The organism is Halosimplex yunnanense (assembly GCF_054504345.1).
Genome location: NZ_JBTJEL010000027.1, coordinates 12,253 through 36,542 on the forward strand (window position 1 = coordinate 12,253; position 24,290 = coordinate 36,542).

General features: G+C 63.2%; 30 protein-coding genes and 2 pseudogenes. 24 read left to right on the forward strand and 8 right to left on the reverse strand.

Annotated elements, in window-relative coordinates; all coding sequences use genetic code 11:
* Positions 1–112 precede the first annotated feature (112 nt).
* Both AB2U09_RS02020 and AB2U09_RS02025 read right to left on the reverse strand, forming a co-directional pair.
* On the reverse strand, positions 113–673 hold the full coding sequence (locus AB2U09_RS02020; protein ID WP_459191021.1) for a class I SAM-dependent methyltransferase: 561 nt from the start codon (positions 671–673) through the stop codon (positions 113–115).
* 1 nt (position 674) lies between these two features.
* The gene (locus tag AB2U09_RS02025) at positions 675–1,115 is read right to left on the reverse strand and encodes a DUF302 domain-containing protein (RefSeq protein WP_459191022.1); all 441 of its coding nucleotides are present in this window, start codon (positions 1,113–1,115) and stop codon (positions 675–677) included.
* A 162-nt stretch (positions 1,116–1,277) separates the two neighbouring features.
* Between AB2U09_RS02025 and sta1 the strand changes: the two genes are divergently transcribed.
* The 5 genes from sta1 (at position 1,278) to AB2U09_RS02050 (ending at position 4,374) form a co-directional block, all read left to right on the forward strand.
* Entirely contained in the window at positions 1,278–1,694 is a 417-nt protein-coding gene (sta1, locus tag AB2U09_RS02030; RefSeq protein WP_459191142.1) for a Sta1 family transcriptional regulator, read from the forward strand.
* 85 nt (positions 1,695–1,779) lie between these two features.
* A complete protein-coding gene (locus tag AB2U09_RS02035) occupies positions 1,780–2,193 on the forward strand; it encodes a thioredoxin family protein (protein ID WP_459191023.1) in 414 nt (137 codons plus the stop codon).
* 482 nt (positions 2,194–2,675) lie between these two features.
* Positions 2,676–3,413, forward strand: coding sequence for a DsbA family protein (locus AB2U09_RS02040; protein ID WP_459191024.1), 738 nt, complete (start codon positions 2,676–2,678; stop codon positions 3,411–3,413).
* On the forward strand, positions 3,410–3,964 hold the full coding sequence (locus AB2U09_RS02045) for a hypothetical protein (RefSeq protein WP_459191025.1): 555 nt from the start codon (positions 3,410–3,412) through the stop codon (positions 3,962–3,964). Before AB2U09_RS02040 ends, AB2U09_RS02045 begins: the two co-directional genes overlap by 4 nt.
* Positions 3,961–4,374: a hypothetical protein gene (locus tag AB2U09_RS02050; protein ID WP_459191026.1), complete on the forward strand. Its 414-nt coding sequence runs from the start codon at positions 3,961–3,963 to the stop codon at positions 4,372–4,374. Before AB2U09_RS02045 ends, AB2U09_RS02050 begins: the two co-directional genes overlap by 4 nt.
* Before the next feature lie 354 nt (positions 4,375–4,728).
* Here AB2U09_RS02050 and AB2U09_RS02055 read toward each other — a convergent pair whose 3' ends face one another.
* The gene (locus AB2U09_RS02055; RefSeq protein ID WP_459191027.1) at positions 4,729–5,283 is read right to left on the reverse strand and encodes a helix-turn-helix domain-containing protein; all 555 of its coding nucleotides are present in this window, start codon (positions 5,281–5,283) and stop codon (positions 4,729–4,731) included.
* 151 nt (positions 5,284–5,434) lie between these two features.
* On the opposite strand from AB2U09_RS02055, the gene AB2U09_RS02060 reads away from it, so the two are divergent.
* From AB2U09_RS02060 to AB2U09_RS02095, 8 genes and pseudogenes are all read left to right on the forward strand, one after another.
* Positions 5,435–6,748: a hypothetical protein gene (locus tag AB2U09_RS02060; protein WP_459191028.1), complete on the forward strand. Its 1,314-nt coding sequence runs from the start codon at positions 5,435–5,437 to the stop codon at positions 6,746–6,748.
* Positions 6,749–6,832: 84 nt separating this feature from the next.
* A complete protein-coding gene (locus AB2U09_RS02065) occupies positions 6,833–8,185 on the forward strand; it encodes an FAD-dependent oxidoreductase (protein ID WP_459191029.1) in 1,353 nt (450 codons plus the stop codon).
* Positions 8,182–9,432, forward strand: a complete 1,251-nt coding sequence (locus tag AB2U09_RS02070) for a M20 family metallopeptidase (protein ID WP_459191030.1) — start codon at positions 8,182–8,184, stop codon at positions 9,430–9,432. Before AB2U09_RS02065 ends, AB2U09_RS02070 begins: the two co-directional genes overlap by 4 nt.
* 81 nt (positions 9,433–9,513) lie before the next feature.
* Complete coding sequence (locus AB2U09_RS02075; RefSeq protein WP_459191031.1) at positions 9,514–9,732, forward strand: YgaP family membrane protein; 219 nt, start codon at positions 9,514–9,516, stop codon at positions 9,730–9,732.
* A 2-nt stretch (positions 9,733–9,734) separates the two neighbouring features.
* A pseudogene (locus tag AB2U09_RS02080) lies at positions 9,735–10,187 on the forward strand (class I SAM-dependent methyltransferase); the annotation flags it as partial.
* A pseudogene (locus AB2U09_RS02085) lies at positions 10,179–10,568 on the forward strand (helical membrane plugin domain-containing protein); the annotation flags it as partial. The pseudogenes AB2U09_RS02080 and AB2U09_RS02085, both read left to right, overlap by 9 nt.
* Positions 10,569–10,684: 116 nt before the next feature.
* Entirely contained in the window at positions 10,685–11,023 is a 339-nt protein-coding gene (locus AB2U09_RS02090; RefSeq protein ID WP_459191032.1) for a thioredoxin family protein, read from the forward strand.
* Between the two features lie 15 nt (positions 11,024–11,038).
* Positions 11,039–12,157 (forward strand): aminotransferase class V-fold PLP-dependent enzyme, encoded by a 1,119-nt coding sequence (locus AB2U09_RS02095; protein ID WP_459191033.1) that lies wholly within the window; start codon positions 11,039–11,041, stop codon positions 12,155–12,157.
* 124 nt (positions 12,158–12,281) lie between these two features.
* On the opposite strand, the gene AB2U09_RS02100 is transcribed toward AB2U09_RS02095, so the two are convergent.
* The 3 genes from AB2U09_RS02100 to AB2U09_RS02110 are packed head-to-tail and all read right to left on the reverse strand — an operon-like array spanning position 12,282 to position 13,351.
* Entirely contained in the window at positions 12,282–12,503 is a 222-nt protein-coding gene (locus AB2U09_RS02100) for a HalOD1 output domain-containing protein (protein ID WP_459191034.1), read from the reverse strand.
* A gap of 6 nt (positions 12,504–12,509) precedes the next feature.
* Positions 12,510–13,103 (reverse strand): DsrE/DsrF/DrsH-like family protein, encoded by a 594-nt coding sequence (locus AB2U09_RS02105; protein ID WP_459191035.1) that lies wholly within the window; start codon positions 13,101–13,103, stop codon positions 12,510–12,512.
* 2 nt (positions 13,104–13,105) lie between these two features.
* Positions 13,106–13,351, reverse strand: coding sequence for a sulfurtransferase TusA family protein (locus tag AB2U09_RS02110; protein WP_436930922.1), 246 nt, complete (start codon positions 13,349–13,351; stop codon positions 13,106–13,108).
* Positions 13,352–13,601: 250 nt separating this feature from the next.
* On the opposite strand from AB2U09_RS02110, the gene AB2U09_RS02115 reads away from it, so the two are divergent.
* From AB2U09_RS02115 to AB2U09_RS02135, 5 genes are read left to right on the forward strand one after another with little or no spacing between them, the layout of a single operon-like run.
* The gene (locus AB2U09_RS02115; protein ID WP_459191036.1) at positions 13,602–14,795 is read left to right on the forward strand and encodes an MBL fold metallo-hydrolase; all 1,194 of its coding nucleotides are present in this window, start codon (positions 13,602–13,604) and stop codon (positions 14,793–14,795) included.
* 8 nt (positions 14,796–14,803) lie between these two features.
* On the forward strand, positions 14,804–15,361 hold the full coding sequence (locus tag AB2U09_RS02120; RefSeq protein WP_459191037.1) for a YeeE/YedE family protein: 558 nt from the start codon (positions 14,804–14,806) through the stop codon (positions 15,359–15,361).
* On the forward strand, positions 15,358–15,816 hold the full coding sequence (locus AB2U09_RS02125) for a DUF6691 family protein (protein ID WP_459191038.1): 459 nt from the start codon (positions 15,358–15,360) through the stop codon (positions 15,814–15,816). The genes AB2U09_RS02120 and AB2U09_RS02125 overlap by 4 nt, the downstream gene beginning before the upstream one ends.
* Before the next feature lie 9 nt (positions 15,817–15,825).
* Positions 15,826–17,001: an inorganic phosphate transporter gene (locus AB2U09_RS02130; protein ID WP_459191039.1), complete on the forward strand. Its 1,176-nt coding sequence runs from the start codon at positions 15,826–15,828 to the stop codon at positions 16,999–17,001.
* A gap of 32 nt (positions 17,002–17,033) precedes the next feature.
* Entirely contained in the window at positions 17,034–18,323 is a 1,290-nt protein-coding gene (locus AB2U09_RS02135; protein ID WP_459191040.1) for an MFS transporter, read from the forward strand.
* 100 nt (positions 18,324–18,423) lie between these two features.
* Here AB2U09_RS02135 and AB2U09_RS02140 read toward each other — a convergent pair whose 3' ends face one another.
* Positions 18,424–19,269, reverse strand: coding sequence for a universal stress protein (locus tag AB2U09_RS02140; protein WP_459191041.1), 846 nt, complete (start codon positions 19,267–19,269; stop codon positions 18,424–18,426).
* A gap of 266 nt (positions 19,270–19,535) precedes the next feature.
* Here AB2U09_RS02140 and AB2U09_RS02145 point away from each other — a divergent pair, with 266 nt between their 5' ends.
* The 6 genes from AB2U09_RS02145 to AB2U09_RS02170 all read left to right on the forward strand — a co-directional run bounded on the left by AB2U09_RS02145 (position 19,536) and on the right by AB2U09_RS02170 (position 23,202).
* Positions 19,536–19,688: a DUF7512 family protein gene (locus AB2U09_RS02145; protein WP_459191042.1), complete on the forward strand. Its 153-nt coding sequence runs from the start codon at positions 19,536–19,538 to the stop codon at positions 19,686–19,688.
* Positions 19,688–20,722 carry a sulfite exporter TauE/SafE family protein gene (locus AB2U09_RS02150; RefSeq protein ID WP_459191043.1) on the forward strand — a complete coding sequence of 345 codons (1,035 nt, stop codon included), beginning with the start codon at positions 19,688–19,690 and terminating at the stop codon, positions 20,720–20,722. Before AB2U09_RS02145 ends, AB2U09_RS02150 begins: the two co-directional genes overlap by 1 nt.
* A gap of 151 nt (positions 20,723–20,873) precedes the next feature.
* Positions 20,874–21,278 carry a helix-turn-helix domain-containing protein gene (locus AB2U09_RS02155; protein ID WP_459191044.1) on the forward strand — a complete coding sequence of 135 codons (405 nt, stop codon included), beginning with the start codon at positions 20,874–20,876 and terminating at the stop codon, positions 21,276–21,278.
* A 154-nt stretch (positions 21,279–21,432) separates the two neighbouring features.
* Positions 21,433–21,789, forward strand: coding sequence for a thioredoxin (trxA, locus tag AB2U09_RS02160; protein WP_459191045.1), 357 nt, complete (start codon positions 21,433–21,435; stop codon positions 21,787–21,789).
* A complete protein-coding gene (locus tag AB2U09_RS02165; protein WP_459191046.1) occupies positions 21,790–22,830 on the forward strand; it encodes an NAD(P)/FAD-dependent oxidoreductase in 1,041 nt (346 codons plus the stop codon).
* Positions 22,831–22,935: 105 nt separating this feature from the next.
* Positions 22,936–23,202: a DUF7968 family protein gene (locus AB2U09_RS02170; RefSeq protein ID WP_459191047.1), complete on the forward strand. Its 267-nt coding sequence runs from the start codon at positions 22,936–22,938 to the stop codon at positions 23,200–23,202.
* Positions 23,203–23,274: 72 nt separating this feature from the next.
* On the opposite strand, the gene AB2U09_RS02175 is transcribed toward AB2U09_RS02170, so the two are convergent.
* Positions 23,275–24,198, reverse strand: a complete 924-nt coding sequence (locus tag AB2U09_RS02175) for a sulfite exporter TauE/SafE family protein (RefSeq protein WP_459191048.1) — start codon at positions 24,196–24,198, stop codon at positions 23,275–23,277.
* Between the last annotated feature and the right edge of the window lie 92 nt (positions 24,199–24,290).

The window sequence follows — 24,290 nt, forward strand, 5'->3', positions numbered from 1 at the left end:
GCGTGACGCCGATACGACCGTTCGTTCGAGGCCGACTGCGGAAACGAGCGTGAGCGATAGGTGCTCGGTACCACTTGTCACTCCAACCGGGTCGTGGCCTCCCTCCAGACTTCTATTTCGCCGTGGCGACCAGTAGGAACGTCTCCGGCCGGACGGCTTCGTGTTCGATGCGGAACCCAGCGTTCGACAGTGCATCTGCCGCTTCCGTGACGGTGAACCGATCGTCGAGGGATGGGCCGATATCCCCGGCCCCGGTCGCGCTCCAGTCGACGATGACGAGTTGTCCCTCGGATGTGAGGACGCGATCGAGCTCGACGAGCGCGTCGTCGCTCGCGAACTCGTGGTAGGTCATCGTCGAGAAGGCGGCGTCGACCGAACCCGCGTCGAACGGGAGGTCGCTCACCTGGGTGGTGAGGAGGTCGACGTTATCGGGGATGCCCTTCTCGCGATAGTAGTCATGCATCGCATCCTGAATGTCAACCGCGTACACGTGGTTGACAGCCGGTGCGACATCATCGGTATAGAACCCGGTCCCACTCCCGAGGTCCGCCACTGTTTCGTCCCCTTCTGGTGATAGCGCCCAGAGCAACTCCTCCGCGGAGAGGAACTGGTACCGTTGCTGTGCATTTTCGAGTTTGTCGGCGCGATCGGCGTCGAACGTGTGATACCCCATGTTAGAGGTTCTCGAATGCCTCGTCGACGAGTTCGCCGGTATCGGCGACGATGTCTGCCATCTCCTCGTTATCGGGCGCCATCCCGACCAGTCGTGCGATGCGCATGATGGAGACGTGATAGACGACCTGCTTACCGGGTACCTCTTCCCAGATAACAACGTTGCAGGCCATGAGTGCCCCAAGTTTGTTTTCGGTCGCGTCCAGAGCGCGGTCGGCGACCTCGGGGTTGCACGCACCCAGCACGTAGTAGGGGTCGCGGCCGGCGTCGATCTTCTCGTTTTGCATCTCGGAGGGCGAGAATTCCACGGGGACGCCAAAACCGGCGTCAGTGAACACGTCGCGGACGTGATCGATGGCATCTTCGTGACTCATCTCGAGGGTCGCCTGTTCTTCGCCGATGTCAGCAGGGTCGATCTGGCTCGGGTCGATTGGGAGCGTCATTCGTGTATTGTCTTGGGTGTACAGAACAAGATCTCTTCGGATGTACTCCCGGGGAAGGGATGAAAACAGAAATAAACTCTCCTCGCTGCATTCTAGGCTGCAATAGTATTGTGGTGTTCGGGAACATCTTTAATCTTCTCTGTCACCCTATTCTCCGATATGATGGCCACTTCAATGCGTGAGGATCTTGAGCGCGATCTGGTGTGTCTTGACCTGCTGGGATGCGTCCACGGTCTCAACGAGCGGGATCAGATGGCCTTTCAGCTGCTACAACAGGCAGAAAGGGGACTCACCGTCGATGACATAGCAGACCGACTGGATTGTGAGAGATCGACGGCATATCGCTCGGTTTCCCGGCTTCACGAGGCTGGCGTTGTCGTACAGGAGCAAATAAACTACGAGAACGGCGGGTACTACTACGTGTATTGTCCGCGGACACCCGAGGAAATTGCTCACGATATGCAGCGATTGCTCAACGATTGGTATGCGGACATCGGACAGCTCATTCAGGAGTTCGAAGATCGATATAGTCGGGACTCGGACGACCGAGAGAACCAGCCGCTGCAGTCCTGTCCCTGACTCCTGATAACTCAACTATCTAACGGAATAGTATTGTGAACTTTACGCAAAATACATAAGTCGATGCGGTTGGAACGGATACCTAATGGCTGAAGATATCGAGGAGATCCGACGACAGAAATTGGCGAAGCTTCGAAACAAGGCTGAAACGGGCGGTTCTGAGGCGTCCACCCCGAAGAGTCCGTCCGAACCGATCCATATCGACGGCGGCGCCGAGCTGTCCGAAACTTTCGCCGAGTACGGTCTCGTGATAGCCGACTTCTACGCCGATCGGTGTGGTCCGTGCCAGATGCTCGAACCAATCGTCGAAACGATTGCGGCCGAGACCGATGCGACCGTAGCGAAGATCGACATCGACGCGAATCAGCAACTCGCCGCAGAGTACGGTGTCCAGGGGGTTCCAACCCTCGTCCTGTTCGCTGACGGCCAGCCGGCGGAACGACTCGTCGGAATGCAGGACGAAGCGCAGCTCCGTTCCGTGATCGAAGCGCACGCGTGAACCAACGATGATCGATGAGTCTGCTGACGCGGATGACCGCTCACTGGGAGATATCGCTGGGCACCTCGAATCGACACTGAAGGCTGATCTCGGTGACACGCTGGTCGGCCTGGCGTCCTACGAGGATGGCGAGTACGATGTCCTGTACCGAGACGAGGCGGCGTCTCACAGTACGCTGCGTCGGATATCTGAGCGATTCTAGAGCACATTTAGCTGGAGGCGATCGGCACTGCAGTCTACGAGGAGTACCACGGAGAGCCGCTGCACGCGACCGTTCGCGTGTACGAGACGCTGGTCACCATCGCCGCACCAGTCGGGGAGACGACCGGGTTCGTTGTCGTGGTACGGAACGATGGCACACACGGTCCGTATTCGATAATTGAGACAGTCGAAAACGCGGTATAAGTGCCCATAGTGGACAATTTGGGATTCAGTTAGGACCACAACATCTATCAGCCGATGCGAAGTGGTATTGTATATAGATGGACGAAGAGAGCAATATCACTCGGCGGAGAGCACTCACCGCCGGCGGCGCGGTGATCGCGTTCGGTGGTGGTGTCGCCTACATCGGATCGCGATCTGGTGGGAGCGGACAGCACTACGTCCCCGACACCACGCACGCTGGTTCCGGGACAACCGGGTTCGACGTCGACCTTGACGGCCGCCCCATCGCCGGCAAACGTGATGCGCCGGTGGACATCTACTACTGGACGGACTATCTTTGCCCGTTCTGCAAGCAGTTCGAGACGGAGACGCTCCCGGAGCTCGGCCGGCAATTCCTCGACACCGGCGACGCACGCCTGGCCGTGCTGCCCTACCCGAATATTGGTGAGTACTCGATGCCGGCGGCGGTCTGGGGGCGTTGCGTGTGGTCGCAGGTCGCCGACAGCGACCCTGACGCGTTCTGGAACTGGCACGCGGCGGCCTTCGCCGAACAGCCCGACTCTGGCACGGACTGGGCCGACGAGGAGGCGTTCGCGGCGGTCACCGAACAGACGGCTGGCGTGGACCTGTCCGCAGTCGAGACCTGCCGCGAAGAACGGAGTTCGTCCATTCGGGAGCGCATCGAGCCGAACGTCGCCGTGGCCCGGGGGTCGAGAATTCAGGGGACACCCGGGTTCGTACTCTACAACCGTGACTCTGGGGCAGCTGGAAAGCTCGTCGGCGCCCACCCCTACGAGAACTTTGCCGACGCGATCGAACAGGTGATGGAGGCGTGACCGGGAACCGCGCCGCCGCAAGTCGCGACTGGATTCGTGACCTCCGCGACGCGCTCGGCTATCCGCTTACGTCGGACGCGCGGTTGCTAGTGACCGCCGTCGTGACTGTCGCCACGTACGTCGTCCTGGTGTTGAGCTCGTTCCCGCAGTTCTCGGTCCAGGTGTTCGCGACCGACCCGACCGATGTCGGCTATGCAGTCACGGCGCTCACGCGGGAGGTGTACCTGACCACCGGCTACCTCGGGCTCGCGCTAGTCGCCACGTATGCCGTCCTGACCGGCATCGCGGTGACCAACGCGCTCGCGTTGGTCCAGCGCGCGCGTCGCCGGAGTGTGTCGACGATCGTCGGCGTGCTCCCCGGACTGCTCGCCGCCGGCTGTGCAAGCTGTGGCGCAGGCGTGCTCGGCGCGCTGGGCTTCGTCGGTGCGATGGCGGCGCTGCCGTTTGACGGCAATCTTCTCAGACTCGGCGGAATCGGGCTCCTCCTCTTCTTCCTCGGTCGCGTAGGCGATCCACGGACGTGTTCGCTTGACGGAGGTAAGCGTGCATGACGGCGCTGCCGCGTCCTCGTCTGCTCCGGGGTGTCGGCGTGAGCATCGGGGTGTTTGTCCTGTTCGGGGCGGTGACCGGTCTGCTGCCGAACCCGGTCTACGTGCGGATGGTCTCTCGGACCCCGGCGGACTACCTGTTCCTCGTCGCGACCGCGGCCTTCGCTGGCGCATTCGTCTACCAGCGCTCGCTAGCCGAGGAGCCAATTGGCGATCGGTTCGCTGCCGGTGGAATCGTCGGCGGATTCCTGGCGTTCGGCTGTCCAATCTGTAACGCGGTGTTGCTCGCGCTGTTCAGCTCGTCGGCACTCATGACGTACTTCGACCCGCTCCGCCCAATCCTCGGTGTCGTGAGCGTCGCGTGCTTCGCCGCGCTCCTGATCTACCAGCGCCGGCGTTGCGAGGTGTGCTGACAGTGCGACCGATGGCCTCGACGACCCAAACGCACTTGGGTCAATCAGGCGAACGAGAGACCAATCGATGACTGGTTCGGACGGGAAGGCGAGTACGGAGGACGCGTCGACACCGCCGTGGGGACTACTCGGTGTTGGCGGCGCGTTGAGTCTTTGCTGTCTCTTCGCGGCGCCGGCCGCCGGAGCCGCGGCTGCCGGGGGAACGGCGGCTGCACTCGGTGGTGGGCTCGTCAGAATCGTAGTGACCGCGCTAACGGTCGGTGTGTTGGGTGCCGTCTATCGAGTCCGCTCATCTGGCTGTGCGTGTAGCGCGCAGGACGACAGCGACCCCTGAGGCATCTCGGTCGGCACTCGTCAGGGCTGCGTGAACTCTTCTGCGGCGAACCAGGTGATGATGCTGCTCTCACAGCGGTGGAGGATGTCGCTGCACGTCGACTTTGAGACGCCCAACGTCTCTGCAACGTCGGTGAGCGTGGCTTCGCGCGGAACGGCGTAGTACCCCTCGCCGATCGCGACGGCCAGCACCTCGTGCTGTCGAGGTGTCAGCAGCCGGTCGGCTTCCGAAGAGCCGATTTCGACGACGGACTCGATGTTGTACTCGATACCCGCCTCGTCGAGGTGCTCGCCGAGTTCGGACAGTCGATCCGACGACGTCGTCAGTTCCCACGTCGCGCGTCCGGCAAGTACGGTGAACGGCAACTCGACGGGGACGCCTGCCTGCCATAGAGGAAAGAGGAGCGGTGGACTCGTCGTTTCGACTTGAACGAGCGCAGTCCGCTCGCGCTTCCAGAGCAAGTCGACGTCGACGACGTCCGGTTGACCCCGAACGTCCGCGAGGATGTCGAGGAGGTCGGCATTCTCGATCCGGAGGAGTGCGATCCCTGCGTCCTCGCCTGCAAGCGCTGTCACGACTTCGAACGTTGTGGCGTCGTAGGACGTCGACAAATCACGAATCCAGACATCCGACGGCAGGGAAATGGAGAGCTGGGCTCGGGGCATACTGGAACATCGTCACTAGAATTCCTTGAACCACTCCCTGACATGTTCGATTCATACTCACGTGTTCGGATACATCCGACAGGTTCGCCCGAACTGGTACACGGACCGGATGATAATTCTGGGGCAGGTGTTCACGACGATGCAAACACGAAACAACCCGTTCCTTCTCATGGCCGGCCTGTATCTATCCGTCGGCTTGCTGGCCGTCATCGGAAAGCTGGGTGTCGAATTCGGAGCGATCGACGCGTTGCCGCGGCTCCGTTGGTTGACGATCCACTTCGTCACTATCGGGGGGCTTACACAGGCGCTGTTCGGCGTCCTCCCGGCCCTCGCGGGTTCTGCGTCCGCGACCACCCGGAACAGGTGGTTCCAGTGGCTTACACTGAACGCGGGATACCCACTCATCCTGATTGGGATGGCGACCGGCGACACGACGACCGCTACGGTCGGTGCGACGCTCGTCCTCACGGCCCTCGGCGGGCTGTTGGTGATGGTCTTCCGGACGAGTACGTCCGGCGACCGAGGGACTCGGTTCTTCAGAACCGCACCTTGGTTTCTGGTCGTCGGTATCCTCGCCGCGTTCGGGATGTTGTTGAACCTCCACGGGCCTGGCGGGTACTTCGGTTCGATCGAGGCACACGTCCACGCCAACGTCTGGGGCTTCCTCGCGCTCGTCGCCGCCGGCGCACTCCTCACGTCGATCCCGAACCTGTTCGGAGCCGACCTCCGGTACCCGCGGATCCGTAGCGTCACCTACTGGGGGGTCACTGTTGGGGCGGCGGGACTTGTCGCCGGGCCGTGGCTCGCCCGCCACGAACTCACGATGGGCGGACTGGCTGTGTATGTCATTGGAACCGTAGCGCTGCTGGCGAACGTCGTCGGGACGTACCGAGCCGGTGACCAGACGCGGACTCGGAGGCTCGCGCTCGTTCTCGGAGCGTATCTCTGGCTGGCGTTCCCGGTCCCGTGGGCGCCGCTCGTGTTGCTGTTCCCGGAGACCGTTCCTGGGACGGCAATCGAGTTAGCGGCGATTGACGGCCTGGTGTTCGGATGGATGCTCCAGCTAGCGATGGCGTTCTTGCCCGCCGTTGTGGTTTCCCTCGGGAACGAGACGCAGGACATCGTCTCCCTGGTGGATGTGGGCGTCGAGGCCGTCGGCCGGCCTTCATGGATTCAGATTGTGAGCGTTAACGCCGGAATGCTCGCACTCTGGGGCACGGCGATGCCACCACTCGAGGGACTCGCGGACCCGCTGACGCTTGTCGGCTACCTGCTGATCGCCGTCGCCTGGGCGTTCCTCGTTGCCGACCTATGGACCGCATTGACCCCGCGGGCTCCCGTGACTGGCCCAGCCACGGAATCTCCCTCGGAGTGAGGTCCCTCTGGCCCACCGGAGAGACTCTAGCAATATTGTGAATTCCGCGAAATACTTTTGGCGCTACCGCACCAACGCCGAGATATGAGCGACACGTTCGTGGTCGTCGGCGGTGACGCTGCGGGGATGAGCGCCGCGAGCAAGGCTAAGCGCGAGGACCCAGAGCTGGACGTCGTCGTCTTCGAGAAGGGCGAGTGGGTGTCCTACGCCGCCTGCGGGATGCCCTACTACGTCAAAGGCGAGGTCGAGAACCTGGAAAACCTCGTCGCCGTGACGCCCGAGGAGTTCCGCGACGAGCGCGACGTCGACCTCCGGACCGGCCATGAGGTCGTCGGCATCAACCCCGAGGCCGAAACCGTCACCGTCGAGGGTGACAGCGAGACGTTCGACCAGCCCTACGACCATCTACTCGTCGCGACGGGCGCGAGCGCTATCGAACCGCCGTTCGACGGGCTCGGCCTCGACGGCGTGTTCACGATCCACGACATGGACGAGGCCGACGCCATCGAGAACTACGTCACCGAACACTCGCCGGACTCCGCGGCCATCGTCGGCGGCGGGTACGTCGGCATCGAGATGGCCGAGGCGCTGTCGGCGCGCGGCGTCGACGTCCACCTCTACGAGATGCTACCGCACGTCCTCCAACCGTTCGGTGACGCGGTGGCCGAGGTCGTCGAGGATCACCTCCGCGAGCAGGGTGTCGAGCTACACCTCGACACCGTCGTCTCAGGCTTCGAGGGTGCCGACCGGGTCGAGCGCGTCATGCTCGACAACGAGTCCCATCCCGCCAACATCGCCATCGTCGGCGTCGGTGTCGAACCGAACGCCGACCTCGCGGCGGACGCCGGCATCCAACTGGGGGAAACCGGGGCGATCGCGACTGACGAGTACGGCCGGACGAACTACGAGAACGTCTACGCCGCGGGCGACTGCGCCGAGGCGCGTCACGTTGTGACCGGCGAGCCGGACCACGTGCCGCTGGCGCTGACAGCCAACCGCGCCGGTCGCGCCATCGGACAGACCGTCGCCGGGAGTCCGGAGCCGGTCGGCGAGATCGCCGGGACGGCCATCGTCAAGGCGTTCGACCTGGGGGCCGCCCGAACTGGACTCCTTGACGAGGAGCGGACCCGGGACGCCGGCTTCAACCCCGTTTCGGTCGCGATATCGGCGCCGACGCGAGCCCACTACTACCCCGATGGTGCAGAGCTCACCGTCACGCTCGTGGCCGACCGGGACTCCGGTCGGTTGCTGGGCGGGAGCGTCGTCGGCCGGGAAGGGGCGAAACGGGTCGACACGGTGGCGACGGCGCTCACGGCTGGTATGACCGTGACTGAACTCCGGAACGCCGATCTGGCGTACGCCCCGCCGTTCAGCCCCGTCTGGGACCCGATACTCACGGCGGCGAAAGTCCTCGAGGGGAAGTTAGCGGGCGAATGAGCGACGCTACGCCATCCGAGTACGTGCGAGCACACCGCGAGGCACTGCTCTCGCTGACCCTCGACCTGCTCGCGATCGATACGTCCAACCCGCCCGGCGACACGCGCGAGATCGTCGCCGAGATCGAGCGGTTCCTCGAACCGCTTCCGGTCGACGTCGAGCGTTTTGTGGTCGATCCGGCGAAGCCGAACCTCCTCGTCCGAGTCCCCGGCGAGTCCGGCCGCACGCTGCTGTACAACGGGCACCTCGATACGGTGCCGTTCGACGCCGACGCGTGGTCCCGTGACCCGTTCGGCGAGCATACCGACGACCGCGTCTACGGCCGTGGCGCGACCGACATGAAAGGGGCCGTGGCGTCGATGCTCATCGCAATTCAGGCCTTCGCAGCCACCGACACCGATCCGCCCGTCGACCTCCTGTTCGCGTTCGTGAGCGACGAGGAGACCGGCGGCGACGCCGGTCTCCCAGCGCTGCTGGAGGCGGGAAAGTTCGATGTGGACGCGTGCGTGATCGGCGAACCAACCTGCGAGGAGGGTCGCCACTCCGTGACCGTCGCCGATCGCGGGACCATCTGGCTGACGCTCGAAGCCACCGGAGACGCCGCTCACGGGTCGCGCCCGGTGCTCGGCGAGAACGCGATCGACCGGGTCTACGGGGCCGTCGAGACCCTCCGCGGGCGGTTCGGACAGCGCCGGCTGGATATCCCGGAAACGGTGGCACCGGTCGTCGAGGAGTCCGTCGAGTACTACGCGCCGTCGATGGGGCGAGCAATCGCACGCGATCTCTTCGCGTACCCGTCGATCAACTTGGGGACGCTGGAGGGCGGGGAGGCGATCAACAGTGTCCCCCAGTCGGCCCGTGCCGAGATCGACGTGCGTCTCGCGACGGGTGTGGAGACATCGTCGGTGCTCGCCGACATCAGGTCCTGTGCAGCCGACTGCGAGGGCGTCTCCATCACGGACGTGTCCTGGAGCGTGGGAACGGCCGAACCGATAGACAGCCCGCTCGTCGACGCGGTGGCGTCGACCGCGGAGTCGGTGAGCGGCGAGCGCGTATCCCGACGGAGCGCCACCGGCGGCGGCGACGCGAAGACGCTTCGCAACGCCGATATCCCGACCGTCGAGTTCGCGTTCGGCACCGATACCGTCCACGCCGTAGACGAGTACACGACCGTCGACGCGCTCATGGACAACGCGGTCGTCTACGCGCGACTGCCGGCGGCGTGGGCGTCGTCGACCGAACGGTAGCGGCCCGCCGGGCGGACCGAGTGGATCGCGGGCAGCCCGCTCCGGGCAAGACTTAGGTTTTTGTATTGTGTATTGTTGGGTATGAAGAACAATATCGGTGCCACCGATAGAGTGGTCCGCATCGCCGTCGGCATCGCACTCGCGGTCGTGGGACTCGCGTCGCTCGGCGACCTGCTCGGCTTCGGTCTGACGGTCGGCGCAGCCCTGACGCTGCTGGGTCTCGTGCTCGCCGGAACCGGGCTCGTCCGGGTCTGTCTCCTGTACCGTCTGCTGGGAGTGGACACGTCGGGGTCCCGCTAGGGATGGATAGGTTCCAGAACACCGGGCAGCCCGACTGGGACTGGTGGAGCAGACTCTGGCCCACGCCCGGCGCGACGCTCCGGAAACCCGGCCTCACGTCGGGCGAGTCGGTCGCTGAGGTCGGCTGTGGAAGCGGCTACTTTGCGCTTCCAGCCGCCCGCATCGCCGAGCCTGAATCGGTGTATGCGATCGACTTGGATGCGTCACTGCTCAATGAACTTGATGGTCTCGCCGATCAGCAGGACATCGAGTACGTCGTCCCGATTCACGGTGACGCCCGGAAATTGACCGAAGTCCTCCCCGAACCAGTCACCACGCTCGTCGTGGCGAACACGTTCCACGGCGTCGACGACCAGTCGGGATTGGTCGAGCAAGCGTTCGATGCCATCGAGTCCGGCGGGCGCCTGATCGTCGTCAACTGGCACGAGCGCCCGCGGGAGACGACGACTGTCGGAGAGAACGGAGACGAACTGCGGGAAGCACTCGACACGCTGCTCGCGCTCCAGCGCAGCGGTACGCTCGACGAGCTGGCCGAACTCGCCGAGGTCGGGTCGCTGGCGACCGCGGCGCTCGACGACGAGATGGTCACGTCGCTGGCCGGCACCGGCGCCGCGCTCGGCGAGGTCGCGCAGACGGCGTCCGACGACGACGCTCGTGACGGCATCGAACGGCTGCTGGAGAGTGTCGGTGAAGCGGAGCGGAACTCCCCCGATCAGGTTGGGGCCGTTGGCCTGCTTCGCGGATTACGTGATCCGAATGTCCAGTACGGGCTGGGCTACCTGCTGGCGCTCGCAGGCGCCCTCGGCCGTGTCCAGAACACCGAGGAGTCACGCTAACGGAGACCCTCCGATTCGGGTCACTCTCCCACTCGATGCAGACGGGGATCGATCGCCCCAATACTATTGTGTTATAATCCCAAGACTATTACACATCCGGTGCATAGAGTCCGGTAATGGCGACACAGACAGCGGAGACGGACAGCGTTGTTTCGCTCGGTGATTCCGACATCGAACCGATCATCGAGGACAGTAGCGTCACTCTCGTGGAGTTCTACACGGAGTGGTGTGGCACCTGCAAACGGATGGAGCCGGTTCTCGAGACGATCGCCGTCGACACGGACGTGACGGTCCTGACGGTCGACATCGAATCGAACCTCGAAACGGCGATCGAGTTCGGTGCCCAGAGCACGCCCACTTTCGTCCTGTTTGTGGACGGTGAGCCAGTGAAACGGCTCCGCGGCGGCCAGACCGAACAGTCGCTCCGAGAACTGATCGGCCGGTACAGTGACTAATTCGTGGGGGCTGAAATGAACCCCAGAGAACTCCGCGCCGACACGCCCGCCCTGCACGAGGACGTCTACCTGAATTTCGGCGCCCACGGCCCGAGTCCGCGGTACGTCGTCGAGGCCGCCGACGAGTTCGTGCGGTCACACGAGTACGAGTCGAGTACGCGAAACGACCCCTACGAGGTAGCGTTCGACGCGTACGACCGGGTGCGGGAGCGCGTCGCTACCTTCGTCGGCGCGGACGACGACGAGATCGCGCTCACGGAGAGCACGACCGCGGGCATCAACGCCGTCGCGAGCGCCATCGACTGGGAGCCCGGCGATACCGTCGTTCGAACGGACCTCGAACATCCAGCCGGAACGCTCCCGTGGCAACGCTTGGAAGAGGAGGGCGTCGACGTTCGCGTCGTCGAGACTGCGGACGGCCGTGTGGATCTCGACACCTTCGCCGAGGCCGTCGACGGCGCGAGGCTGGCGTGTTTCAGCGCCGTGACCTGGACGCACGGCACCCAGTTACCCGTCGCCGACCTCGTAGACATCGCTCACGAAGCCGGCGTGTTCGCGCTCGTCGACGCCGTGCAAGTGCCGGGACAGCTCCCGATGGACGTTGGCAAGTGGGGGGCGGACGCGGTCGCGGCGGCCGGCCACAAGTGGCTGCTGGGGCTGTGGGGCGGCGGCTTCCTGCACGTCGACCGCGACGCCGCTGAAGCGCTCCGGCCCGCCACAGTCGGCTACCGAAGCGTCGAAACACCGACTGCGGACCCCTACGAGTTCGCGGCCGGGGCCCGTCGATTCGAGGTCGGGTCGTCGAACCCGGCTTCGCACGTCGCCCTGGTGGAGGCCATCGATGCGATCAACGAGGTCGGCGTAGACCGTATCGCCGACCGGATCCAGAAATTGGCCGGCCAGCTGGCCGATGGTGTCCCCGATGACCGCCTTCTCAGTCCCTTGGATCCCGAGTCGGGACTCATGACCATCGACGTGGACAACCCCGAAGCGACGGTCGACCGACTCGCGTCGGAGGGAATTGTCGTTCGGGCCTTGCCGACGCCGGATGCCGTCCGCGTGTCGATCCACGCGGTCAACGCGCACGCTGAGGTCGAGCGGCTGCTGGACGCCCTTGAATCGGAGTGGACCTGACGCGACCACCGTTCTCTGCTGCCCCTGCTACGAGAGTCTCCTCAGAGTCTACTCATTGAAATCGGACGGCGCTGCTGGAGTGGCGGTCGGTGGATACCGGTATCGAAGAGAAGTTCTGTCTGCTTCAGTCGACCTGTACGCGACCGCTGTCGTCGACGTCGGTGTCATGACCACGATACGCGAATCGAACTTCGAGGTCAGACGTCGTCGAATCCTCGACCAACCGTTCTACTGCATCCGGATCGACGACCTCGGCGAGCGGCGGGTCGAGTGTGGCTGTCTCGACGCCCTCTGCCTCCGCGACAGCATCGACAATCCGGGGAATCGGATTCTCGAGATTGTTCATCGGAGTTTAGACGAGAAGCTGGATGTCGGCGTCGGCCATGTCTTGTAGGGCGGTCGCGGCGCCGACGCCCGTGGTGACGCCGTCGTAGAAGTCGTCCTCGTCGTAGTCCATCAGGTCGATGGTCATCTGACAGGCCTGGAACTCTACGCCCATGTCGAGACTCGTCTCGATGAGTTCCTCGATAGTGGCGGTGTCGTTGTCGTCGATTTTCTTCTCCATCATCTTCGTCGTCACCCGATCCATCCCGGGCAGGGCGGCGACCGCGTTGGGGACGGGCATGTTGGGGTTGCCAACAGAGCTTAGCTTGAGGTTCTTCGAGCGCTCCTCGTGGAGGATGTCCAGTCCCCAGAACGTGTGGAAGACCGTCACCTCGTAGCCGAAGGCGGCGGCGGTGCTCGCGAGGATCAGCGGCGGGTACGCCATGTCTAGCGTCCCTTTCGTCGCAATGATTGACATCTTCTTCGTGTCGTCGTCCTCCGCCTTGGCAAGTGACTCTTCCAGTTCGGCGACGCGTGCGGCCAGCTCCGCGCGGGAGGGGACGTCACCCTCGGCCGCGTCGGGGGTATCCTCGGCTGTCGTGTCTGAGGTGTCCGTGCTCATTTTCACTCCGTCTTGCGCACGTAGTGTTTGTACACGTCACCGCTCTCCTCCTGTGCAAGCAGTTCCACGCCGTCCGTGCCGTCGGCCCAGCCGTCGATGTCGCTCATGCTGCCCGAGTCGGTCGCGAGTACCTCTAAGACCTCGTCGGCGCCGAGGTCGTCGATGGCCGATTTGGTCTTGACGACCGGCATCGGGCACGATGCGCCTTTCACGTCGAGCGTCTCTGCGATATCGTATTCTGCACTCATTGTTGTGTCTGCTCCGTTGATCTGTCTTGGAGCTAACGCACAATATTGGACGTGTAGTTAAAAGATTGCTGGTTCTTGTGTCTGACGCAAACTACTGGTCGGTGGGTGAAATCGTAATTTCCCCCAGTATCGGGTTTGTGGACGTATATACCACTCCAGACAGAGTCGTGGGGGGAACCTATATTGTGCACAAATTGGAATACTATGCAAATCCTTTAGTACGTCCATCCGATAGATGGGGGTGCACGACATGAACGCAGAAGACTTCCCCACTCCGGACGCCGACGTGGAGACGGTCGCCCCGGAGACGCTGAAAGAGCGCATCGACGCCGGCGAGGACGTGACGCTGCTCGACGCGCGAATGAACTCGGACTACGAGGAGTGGCACATAGACGGCGAGAACGTCACGTCGATCAACGTCCCGTACTTCCAGTTCCTTGAGGACGACATCGACGACGATATCCTCGACCAGATCCCCGACGACCGCGAGGTGACCGTCCTCTGCGCGAAGGGCGGCGCCAGCGAGTTCGTCGCGGGCACGCTCGCCGAGCGCGACTACAACGTGAACCACCTCGAAGACGGGATGAACGGCTGGGCGAGCATCTACGAGGCCGTCGAGGTCGACCGCTACGACGGCGCGGGCACACTCGTTCAGTACCAGCGGCCGTCCTCCGGCTGTCTCGGCTATCTGCTTTACGACGACGGCGAAGCTGCGGTCATCGACCCCCTGCGGGCGTTCACCGACCGCTATCTCGCAGACGCCGACGAGCTCGGCGTCGACCTGAAGTACGCGCTCGACACGCACATCCACGCCGACCACATCTCGGGCGTGCGCGACCTCGACGACGAAGGCGTCGAGGGCGTCGTCCCCGAGGCCGCCGTCGACCGCGGCGTCACCTACGCCGACGAGCTGACCACGGCCGCGGACGGCGACACGTTCGAGGTCGGTGACGCCACCATCGGGACCGTTTACACGCCCGGCCACACGACCGGGATGACCTCCTATCTGGTCGACGACAGTCTGCTCGCCACCGGCGACGGACTGTTCGTCGAGAGCGTCGCCCGCCCGGACCTCGAAGAGGGCGACGACGGCGCGCCCGACGCCGCGCGGATGCTCTACGAGTCCTTGCAGGAGCGCGTCCTGGCGCTCCCTGATGACACGCTCGTCGGTGGTGCCCACTTCAGCGACGCCGCCGATCCCGCCGACGACGGCACCTACACCGCGCCCATCGGCGAGCTCGTCGAGGAGATGGACGCACTCACGATGGACGAAGACGACTTCGTCGAGCTAATCCTCTCGGACATGCCGCCGCGGCCGGCCAACTACGAGGACATCATCGCGACGAACCTCGGACAGAACGCCGTCGACGACGAGGAAGCGTTCACGCTCGAGCTCGGGCCGAACAACTGCGCCGCCAGCCAGGACTCGCTCGCGGGTGACTAACGACGCCGATGGTCACTGACCCAGTACTGCTTCAGGCGGCCGCCGAGCTGTTCCCCAACGGGATCAGTCGCTACGCCGTCGGCGGCCTGCTCGTCGGCCTCGGGACCGTCCTGATCTACGTCGGCACGGGCATCCCGGCCGGCGCCAGTACGTTCCTGGAGTCGACGCTGTCGTACGTTTCCGACCAGTCCCGCTTCCAGCAGTACGTCGACTCGCGTGACTGGCGGCTCGTGTTCACGGCCGGCATCATCCTGGGCGGCCTGGCATTCGCGGCGACCGTCCAGTCCGGCCTGGTCACGAGCTCATTGTACGAGCCCGGAGCGACCGGCCAGCTCTACGAGGTCGCCGGCGTGACGCTCTGGCAGACCGACGTTCAGCCGTGGCGACTGTTTATCGGCGGCATCCTGGTCGGTATCGGTACCCGGATCGGCAAGGGCTGTACGTCCGGGCACGGCGTCTGTGGCGTCGGCTCGGCGTCAAAGACGTCACTAGTCGGGGTGTTGACGTTCCTGACCGTGGCCATCGGGACGGCCCAGGTCGTCGCTGCGCTGGGGGTGAGCCCATGAGCGACCGCCACCCGCTGTTCAAGCCGCTGATCTTCGTCGGCGGCATTGTGTTCGGGTTCGGGCTCGGGTTCAGCCACATGGCGCGGCCGGAGGTCGTGTTGAACTTCCTCCAGTTCGACGACCTCGGCCTCCCGTTCGTGATGTTCGGGGCCGCCATCGTCTCCGGGGTCGCGTTCGCGCTGCTGCCACGGATTCGGGACGCCGCACCCCTCACGGGTGATCCCTACGAGCGGCGCCTGAAACCGTTCGACCGGAACGTTCTGGTCGGCGGCGCCGTATTCGGCGTCGGTTGGGGGCTCTCCGGCATCTGCCCGGGCGCGGCGTACGCGAGCCTCGGAACCGGCAACGTCGCGATCCTCTGGGCGCTCGCCGGGATGTTCCTCGGCGCGTACGCTCAGGGCTACTGGCGTAGCCGCAGCCAGGGACGTGACACCGCCGTAACGGGCGCAGACTAACTCACTTCTATGGACCCCGCTCTCATCGCCCTCTTCGTCGGTGCAGCGCTGGCCAGCCTGTTCATGGCGTGGGTCATCGGCGCTGGCTCAAGCGGCGCCACCCCGTTTGCCCCTGCTGTCGGCGCGAACGCCATCGGGACGATGCGGTCTGCGTTCCTCGTCGGCATGTTCGGGTTCGCCGGCGCCGTCACGCAGGGAGGGAACGTCTCGGAGGCCATCGGGAGCGGGCTCGTCGACGGCATCAGCCTGCCGATCGCCGGCGTCATCCTCGTGCTCGTATTGGGCGCGGGGCTGATGGCGGTCGGTATTACGACCGGCTATCCGATCGCGACGGCGTTCACCGTGACCGGCGCCGTCATCGGTGTCGGCCTCGCCCTCGGTGGCACGCCGGTCTGGCCGAAGTACCGCCAGATCGCCGCCGTCTGGATGTTGACGCCGTTCGTCGGTGGTGGTATCGCGTTCACAATCGCAAGCCTCCTCCCGCGTCCCGATGTCCCCGAGCAGTACAGCATTCCGGTCCTCGCCGGACTTGTCGGAGCCGTCCTCATGAACGTCCAGTTCAGCTTCCTGGGTGAGAGAGGAACGTCAGGAACACTCCGCGGTTTCGGACAGCAGGTGCTCGCAGTCGACGGGCTCGCCTCGGCAGTCAGTATTACCGGCTTCGCTGCGCTAGCGGTCGCGGCTGTCGTCTGGTGGGACGTCGGTCGCGACGAACGCGGCGGCCTGCGTCGGGTGCTGCTGGCGCTTGGGTCACTCGTGGCGTTCTCCGCGGGCGGGAGCCAGGTCGGGCTCGCCGTCGGGCCGTTACTGCCGCTGCTCGACGAGGTCGGGATGGTTTCGACGTTCGCCGTGCTCGTCGGCGGTGGCCTCGGAATGCTCGTCGGCTCGTGGGCGGGAGCGCCCCGGATGATTAAGTCGCTCGCCCAGGACTACTCGTCGCTGGGGCCACGGCGCTCCATCTCGGCGCTGGTGCCGTCGTTCCTGATCGCACAGCTGGCAGTCCTGCTCGGTGTCCCCGTCTCGTTCAACGAGATCGTCGTGAGCGCCATCATCGGGAGTGGCGCCGCCGTCGGTGGTCGGGAAGCGGTGGATACCAGAAAGATTCTCCTGACAGTCGGGGCGTGGGCAGGGTCGTTCCTCCTCTCGTTCGTGGTCGCGTACGGCACCGCGTTCCTCCTACTGTAACCCACAAATGAACCAGCTGAACTCAAGCAGCAATGACTACGACGACTGAACTCGAACAAGGAATCCGCGAGCACCTCGGGCAGTTCTCGCTGCACGTCCTGCTCGTCTTCGCGACTGGACTGACCATTGGTTCTGAACGGACCGTTGTTCCCGTGCTGGGGGAGGATGTCCTCGACGTCGAATCGTTCCTCGTGATCGGCTCGTTCGTCGTTTCCTTCGGTATCGTGAAGTCGATCCTCAATCTCTACGCCGGCAAGTGGGGTGAGGAGTACGGACGCAAGCCCGTCCTCATCGCCGGGTGGGCGACGGCGCTCCCGCTGCCGGTTATCCTCATCCTCGCCCCCAGCTGGGGCTGGATCACCGTCGGGAACATCCTACTGGGTGTCAACCAGGCGTTGACGTGGAGTATGGCGATTAACGCGAAGATCGACCTCGCGGGTCCGGACCAGCGTGGCCTTGCGGTCGGTCTCGACGAGGCGTTCGGCTACACCGGTGTCGCTGTCGGAGCCTGGATCACGGGTATCATCGCTGGCCAGTGGAGCCTGCGGCCAGAACCGTTCTACTTCCTGGCTGTCGTCGTTGTCTTGGCGTTCCTCATCTCGATCTTCCTGATCAAGGAGACCGTCCAGTACGCCCAAGCCGAGGGGGACGACGATCACCACGACGCGAACCTGCCGTTCGATGAGGTGCTGAAGCGCGCGACCTACGGCGACCGGACGCTGTTCGCCGCGGCGCAGGCCGGTCACATCGAGAACTTCGTCGACACGCTGTTCTGGATCGCCGTCCCACTGTACCTGACGAGTCAAGGGCTGGGCATCGGAGCGGTCGGGGTTGTCGTTGGTGTTCACAGCGCGATGTACTTCCTCCAGATTGCGACCGGCGGGCTGGCGGACCGCATCGGTCGGCGCCCGCCAGTCATCGTGGGGATGTTCCTCGCTGGCGCGGGCGTCCTCGGGATGGTGCTCGTCGATAGCTACATCGCGTGGGCGGTGTTGGCTGGTGTCTCCGGGCTGGGGATGGCGCTGCTGTACCCGAACCTGATGACAGTTCCAAGCGATGCGGCCCATCCGACGTGGCGCTCGGCGGGCATGGGTGTCTACCGGATGTGGCGCGACTCCGGGTACGCTGTCGGCGCGGTCCTGATTGGACTCTCGATGGAGTTCGTGAATGTGGCGGCCGCGTTCTACGTGACTGCCGGCCTGATGTTCGCGTCAGGTGTAGTGGTGTATGTTTGGATGGAGGAGACTCATCCCGAATTCGGTACGCACGAGCCGCCTGCTCCTGCGAGAGTCGGAGTGGGGAAAGACGTCACGGAAGACTGAGGACTTCGTGACGGCCCCGTCTCGTGGGCTCCACAAGCAATCTGAGAACTGTCTTGAGCTATCGGCGCTCTGCGATATCGGGGCCCTGGTGGTGACTCTCTCAGACTGCCCGGGGCGGCGGAACGAGGAAGACGTTCCCCGTCGCCTGTGCGACGATCTCCTCTGAAACGCTGCCCAACAGGAGTCGCCGGATACGGCTTCGTCCCTTCGACCCGACGAGGATCGTCGACGGCGTTACTTCTGCCTCGACGGCGAGGATTTCGTCGGCAGGATCGCCGTGCCGGATCTCGATTCGTGTTTCGATGTCCCAGTTTTCCAGCGTACTCGCGCACTCGGTCAGTTGCTCCCGTGGGCTGGCATCGGCGTCGACACCTTCGTCTTTCGGCGACCGCACGTGAACGAGCGTGGCTTCCTCGGTCGCATGACGGAGGTACGAGAAGGCGTCGAACGCCCGATCGGCGTGTTCGGAGAAGTCCGTCGCGAAGAGCATCCGCTGGAAGAGGTGTTCTCGGAGAACCTCGGGGTCGTCGGTCGCTCGCTCGATGCGGTTGACCAGTAACGGAACGACAGTCGTCCGTGCAAGGTTGCGGGCGGTTGAGCCGATGATACGATTCTCGAGCGGGCTCTGTCCCCGAGAGCCGACGACCGCGAGGTCGGCGTGGACGGTTTCGGCGATACCGTTGATACGTCGATAGGGGGTCCCACGGACGATGTGGGCCTCGACGTCGAACCCGGCGGACTTGATCACCGTCCGATACTGGTCGAGCGCCTGTTGGCGTCGTTCCTCGAAATTCACCCCGGGCATGCCGGAGTGGACGTTCGCCGGGACGACTGTCACGAGATGGATCGTCTCGACGCCGATACGGCCCAGGCACTCGAGACAGGTTTCGTTCTCTATGGCGGCCTCGCTTGCAGCCGACAGGTCGGTCGCGCACAGGGCCCTCATACCGGGTATTAGTCGCGTGCCGACAACATGGTTTTGCTCGACAGGTGAGCGCTGTCCGTGGTGGTGGTCTGAATTGCACCGGCTGATCTCCAGAGCTGCCTTGGCGTATATGTTCTCTCTAAGTTATCGGAACTCCCCTCGTGGTTACCCGAATATAGTATTGTGCGATGTACCCAAAATCGTTTTGTACTCTAGTCGGCTACGTAGACTTGTGCAGAAAAGTATGAAATGGACAAATCCAAGGGCCATAGAAGAGGTGGCGTACAATGATCGGTATTGAATCGTTGGGCGGATGGGGACAGGCAGCGACCATTATCGGAATCGTGCTACTGGAGGCAGTCGTGCTCTACGTCGGGTATGGAGCACTTGAGAAGCTCGTCGGAACGAAGATCATTGCCGCAATTCGAGGTGACCAGTGATGGAGATCTTCGGTATCGCTGCATCACTACTCGTGATGTTCACCGGGTTTGGGCTACTCATCGGCCTCTTGTTCGGGTTTTTCGGTATGGGTGGTTCGTTCCTCGTCACGCCAGCGCTGCTCGTGATGGGATACAAAACCGACGTAGCCGTCGCGTCCGGGCTCGCCTTCGTGTTCGGAACGTCGGTTATCGCGACGCTGAAACATCGAGATCTCGGTCAGGTCGACTACAAGCTCGGGGTACTGATGATCGCCGGCACCACAGCAGGCATCGAAGTCGGCAAGCAGGGTCTCCATCTACTGCAGGATCTCGGCCTGGCAGATACCGTAGTTAGCGCTGCCTACGTCGGCCTACTCGGTGGTATCGGCCTGTTCGTTACGCGCCAAGCACTCAAAGACGATGGCGGCGGCATCAGCCACGACGCCGACGTTGACGGTGAACTAGACGCGGAAGATATCCCTGACATCGCGAAAAAGATCCAGTCGTACGAGGTTCAGCCGATGATGACGCTTCGCGGCGGTGTGACGGTCTCGCTGTGGATGATCCTTGCGGTCGCGTTCGCCACGGGGCTGTTGTCCGGCTTCCTCGGTGTAGGTGGCGGCTTCATCCGGATGCCTGCCCTGTTCTACCTCGTGGGTGTACCCGTACCCGTCGCAGTTGGAACCGACCTGTTCGAAATCGTCTTCTCCGGCGGAATCGGGAGTTTCCTCTACGCACTCGACGGGGCAGTCGATCTCGCGATCGTTGCACCGTTGCTTGCGGGAAGCGCCCTCGGGGCCCGGATCGGCGCTGCGGCGACGAGTATCGTCGACGAGGATGAAATCAAGGTGTACTTCGGCGTGATGCTTCTGCTGGGAGCAATTGCCGTCGCCGTGCGCAAAATCGGCGGTGTCATCGAGATGCCCATTCTTGACACAGTCGCACTGGTCATCATCCTCGGTGCAGCACTCCTCGTCAGTAGTGCGGTCGTCTACAGTTCCATCCAGGAGCTTCGGACGACGTCTGCCGACACTGATTCCATTACCGCTAACTGACGAGCTGTCCTGCTGTTTCTGTCATATACCTCAAATTTTGTCCGACCGATTTTTTGTTCTCCCCTTCTGTTTTGACTACGGGTTCGCGCAGGATTGTGGAATCCATACACAAGTCTTTTAACACCCTAGTGCGTAGAATTACGCGATAACAATGCCAGATTCGATGTCTGAGCAGCTCCGTCGGGACATGGAGTGCGAGGGGCTACTTGAGTGCTTCCATGGTCTCAAAGAGCTCGATAAGGAGTGCTTCCGGGCGCTTGTCGACGCCAAGGAACCGTTGACTGTCGACGAGATCGCCAGTGCTGTCGACCGTGAACGGTCCACTGCATATCGGGCCATCCAGCGGCTCCTCCAGACGGGCTTCATCGAAAAGGATCAGGTCAACTACGATCAGGGCGGGTACTACCACGTCTACTCGCCGACGGATCCGTCGCAGATCGCAGACGATATGCAGCGGATGCTCAACGACTGGTACGCGAAGATGGGCCAGCTCATTCAGGAGTTCGAGAACAAGTACGAACAGTCCGATACTTCGGCTCCCGCTGCCGAAAGCTAACTCTTCTCTCTGTATCAGATCTCACCGTTTCGACGGTGAACTGATGATTTCCTGTGACACAGTGACACCTGAGTTTCCATGTTACGAACTGTATTGGATAGTATTGTATATATTGCCCAAATCCTTAATTAGCACCGGTGCTTACGTACTCGTGATGGCAACCGATACTGCATCCGACGCTGGCACCGCTACGAGTGAACCGCTCCAGGTCAACGGCCAGTCCCAGCTTGACGATGTCGTCGCTGAGCATGATGTCGTCCTCACGGACTTCTACGCTGACTGGTGTGGCCCGTGCCAGATGCTCGAACCGGTCGTGGAGACGCTGGCCGCGGAGACCGGCGCGACCGTCGCCAAGGTCGATGTCGACGCTAACCAGCGACTCGCTCAGTCCTACGGCGTCCGGGGCGTTCCGACGCTCGTCCTGTTTGCCGACGGCGAGCAGGTCGAGGAGGTCGTCGGGGTGCAGGGCGAAGAGCAACTGCGCTCTCTGATCGAGAGGTACACCGAGTAAATGACTGAAGAGACACGAGACCTCGTCATCGCAGGTTCGGGCGTATCTGGTCTCTCAGCAGCCGTTTACGCGGCTCGGGCCGATCTCGACCCCCTCGTGCTCGAGGGTGACGAGCCTGGCGGCCAGTTGACGCTGACGACCGACGTCGAGAACTATCTCGGGTTCCCAGACGGCGTCGGCGGGATGGAGCTGATCCAGCGCGGGAAAGAGCAGGCCGAACAGTTCGGCGCCGAGTTCCAGCACGGCAGCATCGAGTCTGCCGACCTGAAGGGAGAGCCGCTGGAGCTGTCGCTCTCGACTGGTGAGACGATCCGAACCCGTGCCCTGATCGTCGCGACTGGTGCCAGCGCCCGCTGGGTCGGCGCCGATGGCGAGGACGAACTGATGGGCTACGGGCTCTCGACGTGTGCGACCTGCGACGGCGCATTCCACCGCGGTGACGACGTACTCGTCGTCGGCGGCGGCGACAGCGCGATGGAAGAGGCCCTCTTCCTCGCGAAGTTCGCCGACTCCGTGACGGTCGTCCACCGCCGCGACGATCTCCGTGCGTCGGAGATCATGGCCGACCGCGTCCGCGACCACGACGATGTCGAGTTCGCCTGGAATACGGAACTCCTGGCGATCGACGGGTCACAGGAGAACGGCGTTACTAGCGCGACGCTCATCTCCCACCCGGACGGCTACCCTGCCGAGAAGTACGAAGCCGGTGAAGACGTCGAGGTCGAGGAGGTCGACATCGGTGGCGTGTTCTACGCCATCGGCCACGAGCCCAACACCGACTTCCTCCGGGACCCGCCCGTTGACCTTGACGACAACGGGTACGTGAAAACCTCCACCGCTGGAGACGCGTGGGCGACGACGGCGACGGCTGCCGACGGCGTCTTTGCGGCCGGTGACGTGATAGACCGCGAGTACCAGCAGGCTGTCACCGCCGCTGGTATGGGAAGCATGGCCGCCCTTGACGCGGAGGAGTGGCTCGAATCAGCGGAAGCGGCGTCGACCGACAGCACTGGAGCGATCCCGACGGAGGCTGACGACTGATGGGATCGGCAGAGAGACGCGACATCAATACGACGGACCCGGCTACCGTCGAGGATCAGGCGGATCGAGTCCTCGTCTCGTTCCGATCGCCGGAGACCGACCCCGATGAGACTGACGACTGGTGGGTCGCCGACAGCGACGTGGCTCCAGAAGAACATGACGGAATACACCTATCGGCGGTACCTCCGGTGGGCTCATGCCGGGTCTGTCGCGGTCGGCGACGAGTGGGAGGAGTTCGTCAACTGCGGCTGTGCCAGCCCTGAAGACGTGATCCGCCGCGTCGAGGCCGTCGACGGCGGAACGGCGATCGGGTCGGAGACGACTATCGAAGTGATCCCCCGGAAGGCAGTCGTCGAAGGCGATGTCGAGTAGGTGAGCAACGACACCCCTTAGTCGTCTACTTCGCTGACCTCAGTAACGTCGGTCCTCTAAATCTCGTCTGCTTCACAGGAAGAGCGCCGGAATCGTATTCCGGAAGATATTGAGTGAGATGACGAACAGCAACGCGACGACGAACCAGTTAAACTTCTCCTCGTCAACTTCGAGACGGCGGAGGTACGTCCCGAGTAGAAGGCCGACGATGGTGACGACCGCGATCACCGATCCGAGCCACAGCCGATAGGTCGTCAGCAAGTCTGTGAACAGCGCCATCTGGATGATTCGGATTGTGAAAATGGCACCGAGGACCATCGAAAGGCCGCCGATGTACCGCTCGGTGTCCCGCTCAAACGTATGGAAGTACGCCGGAAGCAGCGGGCCGAGGTTCGCGACAGCCAGGAGGAATCCCTCAAGGAACCCCGCGACGCTAAGCCCGAGCGGATTGTGCGTCTCTTCGACGGTAACGAAGTCCTGGACTACCTGGAAGACGACGTACCCGAAGATCACGAGGCCGATGAGAAACGGAACGATCGGACCCGTGCTAAATTCAGCGAGGAACGCGACTCCGATTACCGAGCCCACGATAGCTAGAAGGACGAGAACCCATTCCTCGCGGATGAAGGATAGACCGGTGTTGGTCTCTCCGATCTGGAACATATTGATCATCCACGGTGGAATAGCCAAGACGACGACTGCGAAAGTCGGATCGATCACGGAGGCGAAGATGGGCGTCGTGATGAGTGCGTAGCCAAAGCCCACCATCCCCTTGACGACGCCAGCGATTACTGCAACGAGGATGAACGCCGCCAACAGGCCGAGCGAAATATCGGCTTGCAGCCCCTTGCTGAGATTATCGAATCCGGGGAAGAAGACGATAGATCCTCCCACGACAGCAAGCGTCGCAAAGACCATCATCACCTCGCGGTACTGGAACTCGAGGAAGTTCGAGACAAACTGTTCGACATCTATCCGTGACTCTGGAGCACTCATAGGAACCACCGTTCAGGCGAATCCAAGTTCAGCACTTACGCAAGAGAAACATCGCGACACGTATCCCTGTCCCCGTCACGGCGATATCCACG